At 70.9% G+C, this 18,801-nt stretch carries 14 protein-coding genes; 3 read left to right on the top strand and 11 right to left on the bottom strand.

Features of this window, described 5'->3' with window-relative positions:
* Nucleotides 1–17: 17 nt before the first annotated feature.
* Together K4G22_RS24880 and K4G22_RS24875 are read right to left on the bottom strand one after the other, a co-directional pair.
* On the bottom strand, nucleotides 18–758 hold the full coding sequence (locus K4G22_RS24880; RefSeq protein ID WP_228082568.1) for an NUDIX hydrolase: 741 nt from the start codon (nucleotides 756–758) through the stop codon (nucleotides 18–20).
* Between the two features lie 27 nt (nucleotides 759–785).
* Entirely contained in the window at nucleotides 786–1,940 is a 1,155-nt protein-coding gene (locus K4G22_RS24875; RefSeq protein ID WP_228082567.1) for a DUF4192 domain-containing protein, read from the bottom strand.
* A 133-nt stretch (nucleotides 1,941–2,073) separates the two neighbouring features.
* Between K4G22_RS24875 and K4G22_RS24870 the strand changes: the two genes are divergently transcribed.
* Nucleotides 2,074–4,275, top strand: a complete 2,202-nt coding sequence (locus K4G22_RS24870; protein WP_228082566.1) for a RecQ family ATP-dependent DNA helicase — start codon at nucleotides 2,074–2,076, stop codon at nucleotides 4,273–4,275.
* 9 nt (nucleotides 4,276–4,284) lie between these two features.
* Here K4G22_RS24870 and K4G22_RS24865 read toward each other — a convergent pair whose 3' ends face one another.
* From K4G22_RS24865 to K4G22_RS24855, 3 genes are all read right to left on the bottom strand, one after another.
* Nucleotides 4,285–4,989: a ribonuclease HII gene (locus K4G22_RS24865; RefSeq protein ID WP_228082565.1), complete on the bottom strand. Its 705-nt coding sequence runs from the start codon at nucleotides 4,987–4,989 to the stop codon at nucleotides 4,285–4,287.
* 13 nt (nucleotides 4,990–5,002) lie between these two features.
* A complete protein-coding gene (locus tag K4G22_RS24860; protein ID WP_228082564.1) occupies nucleotides 5,003–5,668 on the bottom strand; it encodes a histidine phosphatase family protein in 666 nt (221 codons plus the stop codon).
* A gap of 62 nt (nucleotides 5,669–5,730) precedes the next feature.
* On the bottom strand, nucleotides 5,731–6,339 hold the full coding sequence (locus tag K4G22_RS24855) for a YdbC family protein (protein ID WP_228082563.1): 609 nt from the start codon (nucleotides 6,337–6,339) through the stop codon (nucleotides 5,731–5,733).
* A 272-nt stretch (nucleotides 6,340–6,611) separates the two neighbouring features.
* On the opposite strand from K4G22_RS24855, the gene K4G22_RS24850 reads away from it, so the two are divergent.
* Entirely contained in the window at nucleotides 6,612–7,142 is a 531-nt protein-coding gene (locus K4G22_RS24850) for a TerD family protein (RefSeq protein ID WP_228082562.1), read from the top strand.
* A 100-nt stretch (nucleotides 7,143–7,242) separates the two neighbouring features.
* Here the strand turns inward: K4G22_RS24850 and K4G22_RS24845 are convergent, their stop codons facing one another.
* Nucleotides 7,243–10,128 (bottom strand): vitamin B12-dependent ribonucleotide reductase, encoded by a 2,886-nt coding sequence (locus tag K4G22_RS24845; RefSeq protein WP_228082561.1) that lies wholly within the window; start codon nucleotides 10,126–10,128, stop codon nucleotides 7,243–7,245.
* 104 nt (nucleotides 10,129–10,232) lie between these two features.
* Entirely contained in the window at nucleotides 10,233–10,742 is a 510-nt protein-coding gene (gene nrdR / locus K4G22_RS24840; RefSeq protein WP_425336746.1) for a transcriptional regulator NrdR, read from the bottom strand.
* A 479-nt stretch (nucleotides 10,743–11,221) separates the two neighbouring features.
* On the opposite strand from nrdR, the gene lexA reads away from it, so the two are divergent.
* On the top strand, nucleotides 11,222–11,971 hold the full coding sequence (lexA, locus tag K4G22_RS24835; RefSeq protein ID WP_228082560.1) for a transcriptional repressor LexA: 750 nt from the start codon (nucleotides 11,222–11,224) through the stop codon (nucleotides 11,969–11,971).
* 43 nt (nucleotides 11,972–12,014) lie between these two features.
* On the opposite strand, the gene K4G22_RS24830 is transcribed toward lexA, so the two are convergent.
* The 4 genes from K4G22_RS24830 to K4G22_RS24815 form a co-directional block, all read right to left on the bottom strand.
* A complete protein-coding gene (locus K4G22_RS24830) occupies nucleotides 12,015–14,024 on the bottom strand; it encodes an ATP-dependent DNA helicase (RefSeq protein ID WP_228082559.1) in 2,010 nt (669 codons plus the stop codon).
* A gap of 55 nt (nucleotides 14,025–14,079) precedes the next feature.
* The gene (locus K4G22_RS24825; protein WP_425336809.1) at nucleotides 14,080–15,846 is read right to left on the bottom strand and encodes an IucA/IucC family protein; all 1,767 of its coding nucleotides are present in this window, start codon (nucleotides 15,844–15,846) and stop codon (nucleotides 14,080–14,082) included.
* 72 nt (nucleotides 15,847–15,918) lie between these two features.
* Nucleotides 15,919–16,692, bottom strand: a complete 774-nt coding sequence (locus K4G22_RS24820) for a GNAT family N-acetyltransferase (RefSeq protein ID WP_425336808.1) — start codon at nucleotides 16,690–16,692, stop codon at nucleotides 15,919–15,921.
* Entirely contained in the window at nucleotides 16,584–18,521 is a 1,938-nt protein-coding gene (locus K4G22_RS24815; protein WP_228082556.1) for an IucA/IucC family protein, read from the bottom strand. The genes K4G22_RS24820 and K4G22_RS24815 overlap by 109 nt, the downstream gene beginning before the upstream one ends.
* Nucleotides 18,522–18,801: the final 280 nt, after the last annotated feature.

Here is an 18,801-nt window from a genome sequence, read left to right as displayed (position 1 = left end):
CGCGACCTCCTGGTTCGTCAGACGTCGGGGCGGAGCATCGGGGGGTTGAGCACCGTGGCCCCGCCGGCCCTGAACAGCTGGGCGGGGCGCCCGCCCTGACGGGTCGTGGTGCCACCGACAGGCACCAGGAACCCCGGGGTCCCCGTCACCTTGCGGTGGAAGTTGCGCGGGTCCAACGAGACGCCCCAGACCGCCTCGTAGACCCTGCGCAACTCCCCCACCGTGAACTCCGGCGGACAGAAGGCCGCCGCTAGGGAGGAGTATTCGATCTTCGAACGCGCGCGCTCCACCCCGTCGGCGAGGATGCGCGCGTGGTCGAAGGCCAGCCGCTCTCCCGACGCCCCGTCGATATCCGCCAACAGCTCGCCGGTCGGCTCCCACTGGGCCCCGCCGGCGTCGCCACCCGGGGTGGGAGCCGGCAGGTCAGGGGCCAGTACCAGATGAGCCACGCTGACCACCCGCATCCTCGGGTCGCGCGCCGGCTCCCCGTAGGTGGCCAGTTGTTCCAGATGGGCCCCGGCGTGCCAGCTGCCAGCATCCTGGGTGCGCAGCCCCGTCTCCTCCGCCAGCTCGCGTGCGGCGGCGGACGCCAGATCCTCATCAGCCCGGACAAAGCCACCAGGAAGTGCCCACTGGCCCTGATAAGGGTCCTCACCGCGTCGAACCGTGAGCGCGCACAACGCGTGCCGCCGGACGGTGAGAACGACCAGGTCGACAGTGACGGCGAACGGCGGAAACTCCGACGGGTCGTAGGGCATGCCGTGATCATAGGTGCCCCACGAAGCTCACCGGAGCCGGTAGGCGGTCCACTGCCGACGCAGGCTCCTGCGCAGCGGCTCGGGATCGACCTCGTCGTTGCAGGCCTGGTGGAGCAGCCGCGCGAAGACGTACTCCGGGTCGAGGTCCAGAGCGCGGGTCCACGCCACTCGGGCGCTCACCGGATCCCCCATCGACCAGGCCACCCAGCCGGCCAGGGTGAGCGGAGCGGCGGCGTGCGACTCGAAGGAGCCCACACAGCGCCGCGCGAGCGCCCGCCACAGGCGCAGCGCCACCAGGGCCTCGGGGCCGTCCATCCAACCAGCCGTGAGATCGCGGGCAAGGCGATCCTGTAGCCCGAGGACAAGATGGGCCGCCTCGTCGGAGGTGAGCAGGGCGTCGTCCCTGGCGTCCGCCGCCGACTGCTCGGGATCCCTGGGAGCCGGCACCCGACGGAAGCGGCCCATCAGGCGCTCCGCCAGATCGACCGTGTCATCCCTGACCCTGGCCTGCTCGCCCGCCGGGCCGACCATCCTGGGCGCCAAACGCGCGGCCACGGCGTCCAGGGCACGCTCCTGCTGGATCGCCACCGGCCCGTCCAGCGGGATCAGCCGCTCACGCATCTCCTTGAGCGAGCCGCGGACGTGGACGCCGGCGAAGGCCGCCGCCGCGGCCATCGGCGAGCTGCCACCCCTGGGCAGGGCACCACCCTCGCTGGCGTCGTCCAGGCTGTCGGTGGCGCAGTACGAGAAGTAGCGCTCCTGAGACACGTAGAGCGCCTCGTAGACCGGCACGTCGAGATCGCCGCAAGCCGTCCGCAGCAGCTGGGCGAGCGGGCGGAGCCGCTCCGCGGCGTCCCGCACACGACCGCCCTCCGGCGGATCCTGGCAGAGGTAGGCGATGGCCGCGTCCGGCCGGACACCACGGGCGGAGCTGCTGTCCACCAGGCATGCCGCCAACTGCTTCGCGGCCTCCGCCCAGTTCTCCGCGTCCTCGGGGATGGCCGTCCTGATACGGCCACCCAGCTTGCCGCGCGGGCCGTGGAGCCCCAGCAGGACGATGGAGTCGTCCGGGTGGTAGCCCAGGATGTAGGGCAGGGCGTCCGCCAGATCAGCCGGGCCGCTCAGGGTGACCTGGTTGTCGGTGACGATGAGTTGCGAGAGGGGTTCGCTGTGTTGAGTCATGGAGGCAGAGTGCCTGCTTCGAGCCACATCATGTCGCGTTTTGTCCACAGGTCAGCGCGTCTGTCATAAGAATTACTGGTTATCCACAGGGCGGGTTCGCCAAGCTCGGGTTCGATCGGCTTGCATGGGCGCCATGTCAGAAGCCACCACGGGGTCGGCCCCGCAAGCAGTGAACGAACGGACCGAGGAGCTGCGCACCGCCGCGGACGCGGTGCTCTCCCGCCTGGTCGGCGACGACACGGGCGCCGCACGCCTCCGCCCCGACCAGTGGCGGGCCATCGAGGCCCTGGTCGCCGAACGGCGTCGGGCGCTCGTCGTCCAGCGCACGGGGTGGGGCAAGTCGGCGGTGTACTTCGTCGCCACGGCCCTGCTGCGGCAGGGCGGTGCCGGGCCCACGGTCATCGTGTCGCCGCTCCTCGCCCTCATGCGCAACCAGATCGCCGCGGCTGAGCGCGCCGGCATCCGCGCCCGCACGATCAACTCGGCCAACCAGGAGGAGTGGGAGGCCGTCCGCCAGGAGGTCGCGGACGGCCTCGTCGATGTCCTCCTGGTAAGCCCCGAACGCCTCAACAACCCGGACTTCCGCGATGGAGTGCTGCCCCAACTCGCGGCCAGCGCGGGTTTGTTGGTGGTCGACGAGGCGCACTGCATCTCCGACTGGGGGCACGACTTCCGGCCCGACTACCGGAGGCTGCGCACGATGCTCAGCGAACTCCCCGTTGGAGTTCCCGTGTTGGCCACCACGGCGACGGCGAACGCCCGGGTCACCGCCGATGTCGCCGAGCAGCTGGGCGCGGGCGACACCGGAGCGGAGACGCTGGTGCTGCGCGGTCCGCTGGACCGCGCCAGCCTGCGGCTCTCCGTGCTCCGGCTGCCGGACGCCGCCCACCGGCTGGCCTGGCTGGACGACCATCTGGACGGGTTCCCCGGCTCCGGCATCATCTACACGCTCACCGTCGCCGCGGCCGAGGAGGTCGCCGCCCATCTCACGGCACGCGGGCACCGCGTGACGGCATACACCGGCCGCACGGAGAACGCCGATCGCGAGGCGGCCGAGGACGATCTGCTGGCCAACCGGGTCAAGGCCCTCGTCGCCACCTCCGCCCTCGGCATGGGCTTCGACAAGCCGGATCTGGGGTTCGTGATCCATCTGGGCTCGCCCTCCTCCCCCATCGCCTACTACCAGCAGGTCGGCCGCGCCGGGCGAGGGTTGGAACACGCGGAGGTGCTGCTGCTCCCCGGCCCGGAGGACGAGGCCATCTGGCGCTACTTCGGCTCGCTGGCCTTCCCCCCCGAACACCAGGTGCGCCACACCCTGGACGTGCTGGCCGCGGCGGAGCGACCGCTCAGCCTGCCCGCCCTCGAAGCCCGCGTGGAGCTGCGCCGTTCCCGGCTGGAGATGATGCTCAAGGTGCTCGACGTGGACGGCGCCGTGCGTCGGGAGCGCGGCGGGTGGCGCGCCACCGGCACGCCCTGGCACTACGACGCGGAGCGCTACGCCTGGGTGGCCCGCCAGCGCGAGGCCGAGCAGGAGGCCATGCGCGAGTACGCGGCGACGGGCGGCTGCCGGATGGAGCTGCTGCGCGGGCAGCTGGACGACGAGGGCGCGGCGCCATGCGGGCGCTGCGACAACTGCACGGACATGGGCTTCGACGCACAGGTGGCGCCGGCGGCGCTGGAGGCCGCCACGGGAGAGCTGAGTCGCCCCGGGATCCCGGTGGAGCCGCGCCGGATGTGGCCCACGGGCCTGCCGGCGGCCGGTATCGCGCTCAAGGGCCGCATCCCGGTCGGCGAGCAGGCCTCCCCTGGACGTGCCCTGGGCCGCCTCTCCGACATCGGCTGGGGAGATCGGCTGCGGCCCCTCCTCAGCCAGGACGCCTCCGACAGCACCCTGCCGGAGGATGTCGCGGACGCGGTGGTCACGGTGCTCTCGGACTGGGCCCGCGGGCCAGGTGGCTGGGCCTCCGGGCAGGAGGGCGCACCGCCCCGGCCGGTGGGGGTGGTATCGGTGGCGTCCAGGAGCCGGCCCAGGCTGGTGGGATCGCTCGCCGACGGTATCGCCCGGGTCGGGCGCATGCCGGTGCTCGGTGCGGTGCACCAGGCCCACCACGATCGCGCCCCGGGCCGCAGCAACAGCGCCCGCCGGGTCCACGCGTTGCACGGGGCTCTGGAGCTGGGGCCCGAGCTCGCCGAGGCGGTCAAGACCCATCCGGGGCCGCTGCTGCTGGTCGACGACTTCACGGAGACCGGCTGGACGTTGGCGCTCGCCGCCCGGCTCCTGCGAGCCGCCGGCGCCGAGTCGGTCCTGCCGCTGGTCCTGGCGGTGCAGGGATGAGCGGCGGCGTCAGAACATGCCGAGTTGGCCGCTGTCCGCCAGGGACTCCGCCGCCAGGGAGTCACGGTGCGAGGGGAGCTTGAGATGACGCCAGCGAGGCAGCGCGTCCAGATAGGTCCAGGAGCGTCGGTGATGCGGGGTGGGCCCCCACTCCTCCAGCGCCGCACGGTGGATGGGCGACGGGTAGCCCGCGTTGGTGTCGAACCCGAATGCCGGGTGCTCGGCGGCCAGTTCGGCGACCAGCGCGTCCCGGTGCACCTTGGCGATGACAGAGGCAGCCGCCACGGAGACACAGGACTGGTCCCCCTTGATGACCGTGCGCACCCGCCAGGGCGCCCCGAGGTAGTCGTGCTTGCCGTCCAGGATGATCGCGTCGGGGCGCTCGGGAAGGTCGGCGAGCGCACGGGTCGCGGCCAGCCGAAGCGCCGCGGTCATCCCCAGCGTGTCGATCTCCTGCGGGCTCGCGTGGCCCAGCGCGTGATGCGTCACCCAGTCGCGCAGCACCCCGGCAAGCGCCGTTCTGCGCAGGGGAGTCAACAGCTTGGAGTCGGTCAGCCCCTCGGGCGGGCGCCGCAGCCCGGTGATCGCGGCGCAGACCGTCACCGGCCCGGCCCAGGCGCCGCGTCCCACCTCGTCGATGCCCGCGACCCATCTGGCTCCGGTGGTCGCCCGGATGGAGCGTTCGACACGATGGGTGGGCGGTTCGTAGGCCATGGCGGCGTTCACCTTACGCGCACCAGCCCTCGAAGGGGCGTTCGGGTGTGTGCCAGCGTTCGAAGGGCCGGTCGAGGTGATAGCGGCCATCCGCGCCGAGGACCAGCTGCCGGGTCTCGCCGTTCCCGGGGTTGGAGAGCGACTCGAACTCGGCGACGGTCCAGTGCAGCCACCGCATGCAGAACAGCCGCATGGTCAGCCCATGGGTCACCAGCAACACGTTCGGGGGATGCTCGGGCTCGTCGAAGCTCCGCCACAGGCTCTCAAGAAAAGCACCCACCCGGTCGTAGACATCCGCGCCCGACTCCCCCTGGGCGAAGCGGTAGAAGAAGTGGCCGTACGCGTCCCTGGCCCGCTTCTGCCGCTTCACGTCCGCGCGGTCCTGCCAGTTGCCCCAGTCCTGCTCGCGCAGCCGGGGTTCCTCCCGAGCCCGTGTCCGTACGGGGTCGAGGCCCAACGCCTGGAAGGTCTGATGAGTACGTCGATAGGGCGACACGTAGGCGGAGATCCGCTCCTCCCCGATGGTCTCGCGCAACTGCTCGCCCGCGGCCTGCGCCTGGCGCTGACCCTTCTCGGTCAGGTCCAGAGCGTGATCCGGTATGTGCTGGTACACCGAGTCGTCCTGGTTCCCCTGCGATTCTCCATGTCGCATGAGGATGATGCGCCGGGGCTGTGCCATGGCTCCAGCGTAGTTCGCCTCGCGGAAGCGAGCCGAGGCGGGCACCCGAACGGGAGGGGGGCTCACACCGTCCAGGACGGCTCCACATCGATCACGTCCCCGGTGATGGCCTCGATATCGGCGCCGGTCTGGGCGCGTAGCGCCAGCCGCTCCACCCGCTCGGTGCGGTACTTGGCCCGTTCGGCGGCGGACTTCCACATGGAGAGCACCAGAAACTCCCGCTCCGCCTCCGCCTCCGCGAACACGCCGCGCAACATCCCGGGGGAGCCGGCCATCGCCGGATTCCACACCTTCTCCTGCATCAGAGCGAAGTGCTCGGTCCGCTCCTCGTACACCCGTGTGTGGGCCACGCGCAGCAGGTCGGCGTCCGAGAAACGTGGCTCGAACCCCATCTTCACGTCGAATCTGTATTCGAAAAGACGAACGCGGAGGTCCTGGTAGCTCCCCTGTTGCGAGGCCGCCAGCCGGTCGTAGGAACGAGCCATGAAGGAGTCGTAGAAGGCGCGGCTCTCCCAGAAACCGAACAGGTGGACCACCCCGGGCTGGGAACGACTCCAGCCACCCCCCTGCGCCAGAAATCCGGGCTCGCCGAGCAGTCCCGCCCACTTCCGCTGGCCGCGATCAAAGCCGACCCGGTCAACCACGGCACAACGAATCCACTTGACCAGCACCGCGCCATCGTAAGGCCATCTCGCCCCGGGGGCGCACGGGTTCCACGATCACGCCCCCGCCAACCGTCCGCCCACGACGCCGAAACCGTTCCCCGTTCGGAACCCCTGGTCCGCGCCACCGGCGCAACAGCCGTGACACAGCCGTGTCCCAGGACCAATCCGCCCCGGGCGCCCGGTGGTTAGGGCACCCCGGAGATGGCGAGAATGGCCTTATGGGGGGTTCCGTCCCACACCATGGCGCGGCTCCTCCACCCGCACGGAAGGGATGTTTGGTGAGCCCATTCAACAAGGGGATCGAGACGGTCGAGGTCACCCTCCGCTGGGACCCGAGCCCCGCCGACGCCCCGCCCCACGATCTGGACCTCATCGCCGCGACCTACGAGGAGCAGGCTCCCCACGGCGTCCCGGCCTACCTCGTCCACTTCGACAGCCGCTCCCCCGACGGCACGATCACCCTCACCAGGAACAGCGCGACGGGCGTGGGTTTCGGCTCGGACGAGGTCCTGACCCTGGAGCTCGACCGGCTCGCCGACAACCTCACCCGCGTCGTGGTCGGCGTCGCCATCCAACAGCGCCACGGGCGGCGCACGTTCGGCGACATCGCCCGCCCCATCATCGAGGTCCACGAGGGCCACACCTCGCTCGCCGAGGACGATCTGGCCTCCGTCGCCTCCAGCACGGCCGCCAGCATCGCGGAGTTCATCAGGGACAGCTCCGGGAACTGGGCCTTCCGCAAGGTCTCCCGCGGCTTCGACACCGATCCGGACGGCTTCGCCACGGTCATGGGGAACGACCTCGCCTGACCCCGGCCCGCCGTCCACCCCGACGCACGCCGGGGGCGGTGGAGCCGAAACCAGCTCCACCGCCCCGACCAACGCGTCTACCGACGGCTCCCGTCCGGGATCAGCTGCAGCCGCTGGTGGACCCGCAGCCCTCGCACAGGTAGCAGCTGCCGGCCCTGCGCATCTTGGTGCCGCAGGAGAGGCAGAGCGGCGCGTCGGCGTTCAGCCCCAGTTGCATCTCCGCCAGCTCGGTGGAGCTGTGGGCCTCGATCGGCGCCGGCCGCGCCGCCTGTGTGGGAGCCGGTGCCGCCTGAGCGTCATCGGCCGGCCCCGACAGCCCCTGGAGCGGCGCCGACTGGGAGAGCCCCTCGACGTCCAGCTCCTCGTCGCCCGGCTCGTAGGAGCCCGTCTCCAGGTGGCGCTGCCGTTCGGCCGCCGTGTGGATACCGAGCGCCGACCGGGTCTCGAACGGCAGGAAGTCCAGCGCGAGGCGGCGGAAGATGTAGTCCACGATGGACTGCGCCATCCGCACGTCCTGGTCGTCCGTCATACCGGCCGGCTCGAAGCGCATGTTGGTGAACTTCGAGACATACGTCTCCAACGGCACCCCGTACTGCAGGCCGACCGAAACCGCGATGGAGAAGGCGTCCATCATGCCCGCGAGAGTGGACCCCTGCTTGGACATCTTCAGGAAGACCTCGCCCAACCCGTCGTCCGGGTAGGAGTTGGCCGTCATATAGCCCTCGGCGCCACCCACCGTGAACGAGGTGGTGATGCCGGGACGCCCCTTCGGCAGGCGCCGGCGGACCGGACGGTACTCGATCACCCGCTCCGGCTCGGCGGAGGCCGGCTGCTCGGTCTTCGCCGGCTCCTTCCGCTTGGCCGACAGCGGCTGACCGACCTTGCTGTTCTCCACATAGACGGCCAGCGCCTTGACGCCGAGCTTCCAACCCTGGAGGTAGATCTCCGCGACGTCGTCCGCCGTGCTGCTGCTCGGCATGTTGACCGTCTTGGAGATGGCACCGCTCAGGAACGGCTGGGCGGCGGCCATCATCCGCACATGCCCCATCGGGGCGATCGACCGCTCGCCCATGGCGCAGTCGAAGACCTCGTAGTGCTCCTGCTTCAGCCCGGGGGCGTTCACCACATTGCCGTGCTCGGCGATGTGGGCGACGATCGCCTCCACCTGCTCCGGCTGGTAGCCGAGCCGCTTCAACGCCTTGGGCACGGTGTTGTTGACGATCTGCATCGAGCCGCCGCCGACCAGCTTCTTGTACTTGACCAGCGCCAGGTCGGGCTCGATCCCGGTGGTGTCGCAGTCCATCATCAGACCGATGGTGCCGGTCGGCGCGAGGACCGACGCCTGGGCGTTGCGGAAGCCGTTCTTCCTGCCGAGCCGCAGCACGTCCTGCCATGCCTCGGTGGCCGCAGCCCAGACCGGGCCGTCCAGGTCGTCCACCCGGAGCGCGGTGTCGTTCGCCTCGGCGTGCTGCCGCATCACCCGGTTGTGGGCGTCGCTGTTGCGGGCGTACCCCTCGTAGGGACCGACCACGGAGGCGAGCTCGGCGGAGCGCCGGTAGGAGGTGCCGGTCATCAGCGAGGTGATCGCCCCGGCCAGGGCCCGGCCGCCGTCGGAGTCGTAGGCGTGGCCGGTGGCCATGAGCAGCGCGCCCAGGTTGGCGTAGCCGATGCCCAGCTGGCGGAAGGCCCTGGTGGTCTCCCCGATCTTCTCGGTCGGGAAGTCGGCGAAGCTGATCGAGATGTCCATCGCGGTGATGACCAGCTCGACGACCTTGGCGAAGCGCGCCGCGTCGAACGACTGGTTGCCCTGATCGTCGTCGGAGAGGAACTTCATCAGGTTCAACGAGGCGAGGTTGCACGAGGAGTTGTCCAGGTGCATGTACTCGCTGCACGGGTTGGACGCGGTGATCCGGCCCGACTCGGGCGAGGTGTGCCAGTGGTTGATGACATCGTCGTACTGAATGCCGGGGTCGGCGCAGGCGTGGGCGGCCTCCGCCATCTTGCGGAACAGCGTCCTGGCGTCCACCTGCTCGATGATCTCGCCCGAGATCCGCCCGCGCAGCCCGAAGGACGACCCGGACTCCACGGCCCGCATGAACTCGTCGTTCACCCGCACCGAGTTGTTGGCGTTCTGGTACTGGACGGAGGTGATGTCGTCCCCGCCGAGGTCCATGTCGAAGCCCGCGTCCCGCAGCGCGCGGATCTTCTCCTCCTCCTTGACCTTGGTCTCGATGAACGCCTCGATGTCCGGGTGGTCCACGTCGAGCACCACCATCTTCGCCGCGCGACGCGTGGCGCCACCGGACTTGATGGTGCCGGCCGAGGCGTCGGCGCCGCGCATGAAGGAGACGGGCCCCGAGGCGTTGCCGCCGGAGGAGAGCAGCTCCTTGGAGGACCGGATGCGGGAGAGGTTGAGGCCGGCGCCAGAGCCGCCCTTGAAGATCATCCCCTCTTCCTTGTACCAGTCCAGGATGGACTCCATGGAGTCCTCGACCGAGAGGATGAAACAGGCGCTGACCTGCTGCGGCTGCGTGGTTCCCACGTTGAACCAGACCGGCGAGTTGAAGCTGAAGACCTGGTGCAACAGCGCGTAGGCCAGTTCGTGTTCGAAGATCTCCGCGTCCGCGGGAGAGGCGAAGTAACCATACTTCTCGCCGCCGGCGCGGTAGCTGCGCACCACCCGGTCGATCAACTGCTTGAGCCCGGTCTCCCGCTGGGGGGTGCCGACAGCGCCACGGAAGTACTTGCTGGTAACGATGTTGACCGCGTTCACCGACCAGAAGTCGGGGAACTCGACGCCACGCTGCTCGAAGTTGATCGAACCGTCACGCCAGTTGGTCATGACGACGTCGCGCCGCTCCCACACCACCTCGTCGTAGGGGTGCACCCCCGGGGTGGTGTGGATCCGCTCAACCCGCAGGCCCTTGGCTCCCTTGCCGTTCTTGGCGCGTGAACCGCGTGCCGGGCCACTCGTCGTCTCAGTCATTCCGCCTCCCAGATCGGGCATAACGCCCTAGTGTGACCAGGTTTGACACCGGGTCACCGTGCTGTTTGTTGACTGTTGGCCGGCGCGCGTGGAGCGCGCCCCGGTCAGGTCTTGTCGGGGATCGCCTGGTCCGCGCCGTCGGCCCGGCGCTGGGCGGGCGCGCTCTCCGCGAATCCCTCGCGCAGTTCGGCGACGGCGGACTCGAAGTCCTCCAGCGACTCGAACGCGCGGTACACGGACGCGAAGCGGAGGTAGGCCACCAGATCCAACTCGCGCAGCGGACCGAGTATCGCCAGCCCCACATCGTGGGTGGACAACTCGGCGCTGCCGGTGGCGCGCACGGCCTCTTCGACGCGTTGCCCCAGCAGCGCCAGCGCGTCCTCCGTGACGGGACGCCCCTGGCATGCCTTCCGAACGCCGGCGATCACCTTGTCGCGACTGAAGGGCTCGGTGACGCCGCTGCGCTTGATCACCATCAGCGAGGCGGTCTCGACCGTGGTGAAACGCCTGGAGCAGTTCGGGCACTGGCGGCGACGGCGGATCAGCGTGCCGTCGTCGGCCGTCCGGCTGTCAACGACGCGGCTGTCGGAGTGGCGACAGAAGGGACAGTGCACAGCCCTCTCCCCTCTCCCAACTCGGTGACGCGGCGTAGTCACGCGGAGCGTCCTGGCATGGCGACGTCCTTCGCTCCGACCGCCGGGGCGGCCTCACGAGGCACTGCCAAGCATAGGCGATTCCCCGAGCCCACGGAGACCCGGGACCACAATTTGTGGGTGCCCGACGCACATCCAACCACTAGATCTGGGGTTGCCACGTCAACATCATCGGGGCGCGTGTCGCGACCCGGCGGACGCGGGACGGCCGGGCCGGCGCACGGCCGGCCCGAGGACGGAGCCGGTGGCGCCTGGGAGGCTACCGCACGCCCCGGTTACCGTTCGCACCCTGGCACCGGCTACCGTTTGCGACCAATACACCTATGGTCCGCTCCTCGGTGGCCGTTCGATGATATTTCACTCGAACGTGTGTTTGGCGCAACCTTTCGATACCAACTACCGTTGTCTGACTAGGGAGTACCACCTGAGAAGGGGCCGAAATGACCACCGCAGCAGACGACGCCATCACCGCCGCTGAGCGCCGCCAGGACCGGCTGGACACGCCAGGTGCTCCGGCCAGTCGCGCGATGCCCGGCCGGCCCCCCGGGATCCGGGCCGACAGCTCCGGGCTCACCGACCGCCAGCGGCGGGTCATCGAGGTCATCCGTGATTCCGTGCAGCGGCGCGGTTACCCGCCGTCGATGCGCGAGATCGGCCAGGCCGTCGGCCTCTCCAGCACCTCGTCGGTGGCCCACCAGCTGATGGCCCTGGAACGCAAGGGCTTCCTCCGCCGCGATCCGCACCGCCCCCGCGCCTACGAGGTGCGCGGTGCCGAGACGCCCGCCCCCCAGCCCACGGACACGGCCGGCAAGCCCGCCGCCTCGTATGTGCCCCTGGTGGGCCGGATCGCCGCCGGTGGCCCCATCCTCGCCGAGGAGTCCGTGGAGGATGTCTTCCCCCTCCCCCGCCAGCTGGTCGGCGACGGCGAGCTGTTCGTCCTCAAGGTCGTGGGGGACTCGATGATCGAGGCCGCCATCTGCGACGGCGACTGGGTGACGGTCCGCAGGCAGCCCGTCGCCGAGAACGGCGACATCGTGGCCGCGATGCTGGACGGCGAGGCCACGGTCAAGCGTTTCAAGCGCGAGGACGGCCAGATCTGGCTGCTCCCGCACAACGCCGCCTACCAGCCGATCCCGGGCGACGAGGCCACCATCCTCGGCAAGGTGGTCGCCGTGATGCGGCGAGTCTGACGCCCAGGGCCCCCTCTCCCCACCCCGGGTGCCCGGGCCCCGCTCAGGAACCATCCGCCGACGCGGTGGCGTCCCGCGCTGCCGCGTCGATCGCCGCGAGTGAGCGGCGCGCCTGATTGCGATCAGTGGTGTACCAGAAGTCCGGCATCGAGGCCCGCAGGAAGCTTCCATAGCGGGCCCGCTCCAGCCGAGGATCAAGCACCGCGACCACGCCCTTGTCCCCCGTGGAGCGCACCAGCCGGCCCGCGCCCTGCGCCATCAGCAGCGCGGCATGGGTGGCGGCGACCGCCATGAATCCATTGCCCCCGGCCTCCTCCACGGCCTTCTGCCGGGCGCTGACCAGCGGATCGTCCGGACGTGGGAAGGGCACCCGGTCCATCACCACCAACTGGCAGCTGGGCCCCGGCACATCGACACCCTGCCAGAGCGACAGCGTGCCGAAGAGGCAGGTGCGCGGATCGTCGGCGAAGGACTTGATCAGCTCCCCCAGCGTCTCCTCGCCCTGGAGCAGGATCGGCAGGTCCAGCCGCTCCCGCAGCTCCTCGGCCGCCGCCCGGGCGCCCCGCATCGAGGAGAACAGGCCCAGCGTGCGCCCGCCAGCCGCCTCCACCAGTTCGGCCAGCTCGTCCAGCATGTCCGCCCGGCTGCCCTCCCGCCCCGGGGCCGACAGATGCTTGGCGACATAGAGAATGCCCTGCTTGCGGTAGTCGAAGGGCGATCCGACATCGAGCCCCTGCCACGCGGGCAGCTCGTCGCCGCGCTCGCCCTCCGGCGCCAGGCCCAGGGAGGCTCCGACGCCGTTGAAGTCACCGCCCAGCTTGAGCGTCGCGGAGGTGAGGACGACCGACCGGTCCGTGAAGAGCTTCTCCCTGAGCAGGCCGGAGACGGAGAGCGGCGCCACCCGCAGGGAGGCCCCGAACCGATCGTGCCGCTCGCACCAGATCACGTCGAACTCCGAGGCCTGCGTGATCCGTTCGGCGACCGCCTGGACGCTCTCGGCCGAGGCCAGCGCCTGCTTGCGCACCGCGTCCTCGTCCGCCAGCGAGGCGTCCCTGGTGTTGCCAAGCGCCGTGATCACGGCGCGGGAGGCATCCCGCAGCGCCGCCAGGGCATAGCCCAGATCCTCCGGGAGGGTCTCCAGACGGCCGGGCAACGCCAGCTCCATCAGCCGCTCGAAGCTCTCAGCCGCCGTCTGCAACTGATCCGCGACCTTCTCGTCGACCAGCTTGGCCGCCCGGCGGACCACGCGGTTGACCGCGCCGGGGGTCAGCTCGCCCGTGGCCACTCCGGTGACCCGTGAGACCAGCTCGTGCGCCTCGTCCACGATCAGCACCTCGTGGCCCGGGAGCACGGGGGCGCCCTCGATCGCGTCGATCGCCAGCAGCGCGTGGTTGGTGACGATCACCTCGGCCAGCTTGGCCCGCTCCCTGGCGGCCTCGGCGAAGCACTCCATCCCGTAGACGCACTTGCTGGCGCCCAGGCACTCCCGGGAGGAGACCGAGACCTGCGACCAGGCCCGGTCGGACACCCCGGGCGAGAGGTCGTCCCGATCGCCGGACTCCGTGTCGTCCGCCCACTCGCGGAGCCGCAGCAGATCCTTGCCGAGCCGGCTGCTGGGCCCGCCGGCCGCCTGCGCCGCCTCCAGCGGATCGAAGAGCCCCTGCTCGTCGTCCTGGGGAACGCCCTCGTGCAGCCGGTGGAGACAGAGGTAGTTGGAGCGGCCCTTCAGGGTGGCGAACTCGGGGCGGCGGCGCAGCAGCGGATGGAGCGCGGACACCGTGCGCGGCAGATCCCGCTCGACCAGCTGACGTTGCAGCGCCAGCGTCGCCGTGGCGACCACCACGCGATCCCCGCCGGCGATGGCCGGCACCAGATAGCCCAGGGACTTGCCGGTACCGGTGCCGGCCTGGATCAGCAGGTGCTCGCCGCCCTCGATCGCCTGCGCGATCGCCTCGGCCATGGCCACCTGCCCGGCTCGTTCGGCGCCCCCCACGGCGACGACGGCTGCGTGCAACAGATCGGAGAGGGAGGGCTTCCCTGAAGTGGCAGTCATAGGGCTGCACACCCTACGCCGCGCCACTGACAACGCGCCCGCCGCAGGTGTCCCATCAGCCAGGGTTGAGCGGGTTGGCGACGGTGCCGAGAACGGCGGCGTGCGGACGGACCGAGCGGTCGCGATAGCCGTCGAGCTGGAGCCGGTTGCGGTTCAGACAGAGCCGCTTGATCCTCGGGGTGAGGAGGTCGAACGTCTCGAAGCGCCGCTTCAACTCGGGGAAGCGCTGCTGGTAGGCGAGAATCTCCGCCCGGACGAGTGACCAGAAATCGACTTCGGGCACGCCGAGTCGCTCCTCGCAGAGCGGCGCCAGATAGCGGAAGACGCCCACGAACAGGCCCGAGTGGATGAACTGGGTGAGGAAGGCGGGCGGCTCGGTGAGCAGCACCTCACGCACCTCGACCGGCATCACGTCGAACTCGGGCAGCGGCTCGGCGCTGACGTTGACGTCGTCCACGAAGTCCTTGACGGCCAGCCGCACCGGGATGTCGCGCTCGTCGAAGACCACCAGCGCGTTCTCGCCATGGGGCGAGAAGACCGTCCCATAGCGGTAGAGGAAGTGCAGCAGGGGCGGGAGCAGCGCCGCGAAGAGCCGTCGCAGCCACTCCTCCGGGGCCAGCCCCGACCGTCGCACCAGCTCCGCGGTGAACGAGCGGCCCTCCTGATCGGTGCTGAGCAGCGAGGCCAGGGTGCGCGCCCGCTCGTGGGGCTCAAGATAGAACTCGATCGGTTCCCGCCAGATACAGCCGAGCAACTCCCGGTACTGGTACGGAATGGTGGCCAGTTGGTCGAAGAGCGGATGTTCCACGGCGACGGAGGCCGTCTCGCCCAGGAGGACCACCCGGGTCTCCTCGGCGAGGAACGGGTCAGCGTCGCGCAGCCCGTGCATCCACGCGGTCACCGCGGGGGCGGCCAGGGTGCGCTCCGTCGGCAACCCGCGCCAGACCAGGGTGTTGAGGATCGACAGCGGCAGTTTGACGCTGCGCGCCAGCGGCCGGCTCACATTGAGGAAGGTGCGGATGGACTGCTGGGGCAGCCGCAGATCCCCGTCGCTGGGCAGCGGGACGATCTTCTCGGCGGCGATCTGCGGCGCGTAGAGCGGGGCTATCGTCTCGTCCCACTGCCAGGGGTGCACCGGCAGCCACAGATAGGCGGCCGGGTCGAGGCCGCGCTCGACCAGCGTCGCGGCGAACTCCGCCCTGGTCCGCTCGGACAGCTCCTCGGCATAGAGCTGGTCCTCGTGGCGCAGGGCCGGCACCCCCCGGTAGCTGGCCAGCGAGCGGTGCACCGCCAGCCAGGGCAGCGGCCTCGGGGTGCGCGACTCGGGAGCCCAACGGGCCGCGTCCGCCGCGGAGAAGCCGAGCCGCCCCTTGTTGGCCACCAGCCAGGGATGTCCCGTCTGGCGCCCTTCGAGGCTGGCGTGGTCGAGATCCACCAGCCGTTCCACCGGCAGCGGATCGGCGGCCAGCAGGGCGTCCGCGCTGAGGGTGGCGGTCAGCTCGCGGATCAGATGCCCGGTGGTGTCGCCTGAGAGGCTCAGCACCGTGTCGTGCGCCGCGGCCACGAAGGCCAGCGGATCCGCGGTGGGGGTGATGGACGCCGGATCGATTCGCCAGTGCCCGTAGGCGCCCCGGTGGGCCCGGAAGCGGTAGGTCAACTCCTCGCTGACCGGCAGTGTGTAGGCGCCGCGCCGCCCGTGTTCGGCATACGGGGTGATGATCCCCTCGTAGGCGAACTCGGCGAGCAGCTTGGCGAAGAGCGCTCGGGCGGCCCGCTGCCACCGCTCCTGTCCGTCGTTGAACTCGGGGTCAGTGGAGGATATGGACAACGCTTGCTCCTTGGATGGGTCGGTCGACACAAGAGTCGACAAAGGGATATTGCGGCTGGTTCGGGGTCAGCGGCGGCGGACGAGCAGGGCCGCTCGCTTGTCGGGGAGCTCCAGCTCCCCCGTCTTCTCGTAGCCCGCGGCCCGGAAGGCGGCGATGGAGGCGCCGTTGCGCACATCGGGCTCGGCGACCACCCGGGCGCACCGGGGCGTCCGGGCCAGGATCAGCTCCGTGACGGCGCGCAGCAGGGCCGCGCCGACGCCGCGCCCGCGGTCCGCCGCCTCCCCGATCAACAGATGAACGCCCATGTCGTGGGGGCTGGCCGGATAGTGGGAGGCCAACGGATCGAGATCGGCGCGATAGACCTCCCAGTAGCTCATCGGCCGATCGCCCAGCAGCCCGAGGCAGGGGCGGCTGCGCCCATCCCCCAGCAGCTGCCGGCGCAGTTGCTCCTCGGTGCGCTCGACGGGGCCGGCCAGGCCCCAGAAGGCGTCCACCGCCGGATCGTTCATCCAGCCGGCGATCAGCCCCAGATCCCGCTCCGGCCGGACCGGATCCAACCGGAACCGGCCGGCGGGCGTGTCCACCGGGCCCCAGACGGAGATGTCGCCCACCGGGGCGACACACCCCGGCCGGGACGCGCCCCGCGCGGGCGCCGCGCCTGCCGTCACTGTTGCCTCCCTCAACGCCCGAACCGGCCGCGCCGACCGGGCCGATGCTCTCGACTGTCCGCTCAGGCCCTGGCCAGCGGGTTGGCGACGGTGACATAGACGGACTGCCCGTCCACCGGACCGGCCAGCTCGTCCAGACCGTGCAGGCGGGTGAGGAGGTTGGCCTTGCAGCGCAGCGTCTCCGCCTCCAGCAGGTGGCCGACCAAGGGGGAGATCGGGCCCGTCGCCCTGGCCGCCTCCTCCACGAGGAAGGCGCGGAATACCGCCAGCAGCGCGCTCTCGTCGGCGAGCCCCTGCGCGCCCATCGCCCCGATCAGACCGAAGACGTTGTTGATCCCCAGGTAGTAGGCGAACCGCTCGTCGGTGACCTGATCGTCGACGAAGGTGTCCGAATGCCGACCGATCCCGGGCAACCGCCGCTCCAGGGCCTCGCGGTGGGAGGCGCGGAAGTAGTAGCCCTGGTTGTCCCGATACCGACCGCCGGCCGGCCAGCCGTCCTCGTCGAGCAGCACCAGGGTGTTCTGTTGATGAGCCTCAAGGGCGACTCCGGCCTGGGCGTCCAACCACAGAATCGGTCGGACCACCGCCCGCAGATAGCGCGCCAACCACTCGGCGGCGATGGTCCCCCTGGGCCGCCCCGTGCGATCGGCGAGAAGGCTCAGGATCTCAGCGATGCGGGAGGAGAGCGCCCCCTGCCCTCGCCCGGGCCAGGGCCGCAGCGCGGTGAGGGCCGCCAGGCAGAGCACATCGTCCCGCGGTGCGAAGGGGCTCTGCCGCAGCAGCGTGTCCAGACCCGGCACCGGGCGGCCCGCGAGATCGTCCACCGCCAGCCACGCGGGATCGCGGACGATGTCGAAGCCGGCGCCCGAGGCGAAGGCGGCCCGCCAGCGCGCGCCGAGCCCGGCCTCCAGCAGCCGGTGCACCTCGACGCCCCGATGCAGCTCCTTGCGGAGGTTCTCCCGCCGGGAGTTGGTGATCCACAGGCCGAGCGAGAGCTTCAACATGGCGCCGGCGCCCGGACGGTGCACCGTGCGCACCGAGGAGGTGGGATACCAGGGCGGGCCGTGCTCACCGAGATCGTGGAGAAGGCCGGTGGCCAACAACTCCGCGACGGCGGGCCGGTGGACGAGATCCGCCGCCTGCCAGGGATGCAGCGGCAGCGGGACGGTGCCCTTGGGCAGCGAGGGAGGTGGCTCCGCCACCCGCCCGAGCAGCTCCTCGGCGGTCAGCGTGGCGCCGTCCTCCCGCCAGGCGGAGTCGGTGGCCAGGATCGCGCGGTCCACCGCGATCCAGCGCAGCGGGAAGGAGCCGCGCAACTCCGGGGAGCACCGCGCCGCCTCGCGGCCGGCGAGACCTTCGAGACTCTTGGGGTTGGGATGCAGCGGATGCCCGAACAACACGGACTGCTCGGCGTCGAGGAAGGCATGGCCGTGCGCGGCCGGGCCGGGCTCGGCCCTGCGGTGCGCGAGGAACAGCGCGGTGCGGCGCAGCGAGTCGGCGACCCGCCCGGCCAGCACGGCCGTCTCGCCGTCGCGCCGGCCGCCGGACGAGGCGTGTGCGGCCTCACGCCCCAGCAGAGCCGCCAGCGTGACGGCGTCGAGCGGGGGCGCGCCACGGGCGGCCGTCGTCAGCTCGACCGCGCCGAACCGGTGCATCCCCGTGGCCGACCAGTGCCGCACGGAGACACGGAGCGCGCTTCCCGAGGCCGGCAGCGGGAGGTTGAGCATCCGACCGGCTGGCCTGGGCACTCCCGTCTCCCGGACCCAGCAGCGCAGCAGTCCCTCGCTGGCCGCCGCGTCGGCCGCCGCCTCGGGATCGGGCTGCTCCAACGGCTCGGCGTACTCCGTGCGTTGACTCGCCCGGCTCTGGCCCGGCTGGGCCGTGGCCCCGTCGTGCCGGGACTGGCGCGGCACCGTGTGCTCGGCGACGCCGGCCCTGGCGCCCGGCGGCGTCGGCCCCTCCTGCTTCTGGCCTCGGTCGGGACGGGGGCGTGCGTTCATCCGGGTACGGCGCGGTCGGTCGGTGTCCACCGAGCGTGCGCGCCTTCCTCCTTCGTGCGGATTCATGCGGTTCCGTGCGCGTTTCCGCGCATTCCTACCGGATTCGAGCCCCGTCAGGGCGGGCGGCCGGGCGTGGCGGCTTGCCACCATTCGTAGTAACGACCGTCTGGCCCGGGGATCACGGGCAGTCACAAGATTCTTTTCGACGGCTGCCGACCGCATGTCCTGAAGTCGCCCTGGAACCAGGGACCCGGCTCTGACCGTCCAGATGGTCACCGGC

Origin of the sequence: Streptomyces profundus (assembly GCF_020740535.1) — a bacterium.
Taxonomy (GTDB): Bacteria; Actinomycetota; Actinomycetes; order Streptomycetales; family Streptomycetaceae; genus Streptomyces; species Streptomyces profundus.
This window is presented reverse-complemented; position numbering and strand designations above follow the sequence as displayed.

Coding starts and splice junctions, on each gene's coding strand:
- lexA (WP_228082560.1), top strand. CDS start 11,222: ATGACCACCGCAGCAGACGACGCCATCACCGCCGCTGAGCGCCGCCAG.
- K4G22_RS24865 (WP_228082565.1), bottom strand. CDS start 4,989: ATGGCCTACGAACCGCCCACCCATCGTGTCGAACGCTCCATCCGGGCG.
- K4G22_RS24815 (WP_228082556.1), bottom strand. CDS start 18,521: ATGAACGCACGCCCCCGTCCCGACCGAGGCCAGAAGCAGGAGGGGCCG.
- K4G22_RS24860 (WP_228082564.1), bottom strand. CDS start 5,668: ATGGCACAGCCCCGGCGCATCATCCTCATGCGACATGGAGAATCGCAG.
- K4G22_RS24830 (WP_228082559.1), bottom strand. CDS start 14,024: ATGACTGCCACTTCAGGGAAGCCCTCCCTCTCCGATCTGTTGCACGCA.
- K4G22_RS24870 (WP_228082566.1), top strand. CDS start 2,074: ATGTCAGAAGCCACCACGGGGTCGGCCCCGCAAGCAGTGAACGAACGG.
- K4G22_RS24880 (WP_228082568.1), bottom strand. CDS start 758: ATGCCCTACGACCCGTCGGAGTTTCCGCCGTTCGCCGTCACTGTCGAC.
- K4G22_RS24845 (WP_228082561.1), bottom strand. CDS start 10,128: ATGACTGAGACGACGAGTGGCCCGGCACGCGGTTCACGCGCCAAGAAC.
- K4G22_RS24875 (WP_228082567.1), bottom strand. CDS start 1,940: ATGACTCAACACAGCGAACCCCTCTCGCAACTCATCGTCACCGACAAC.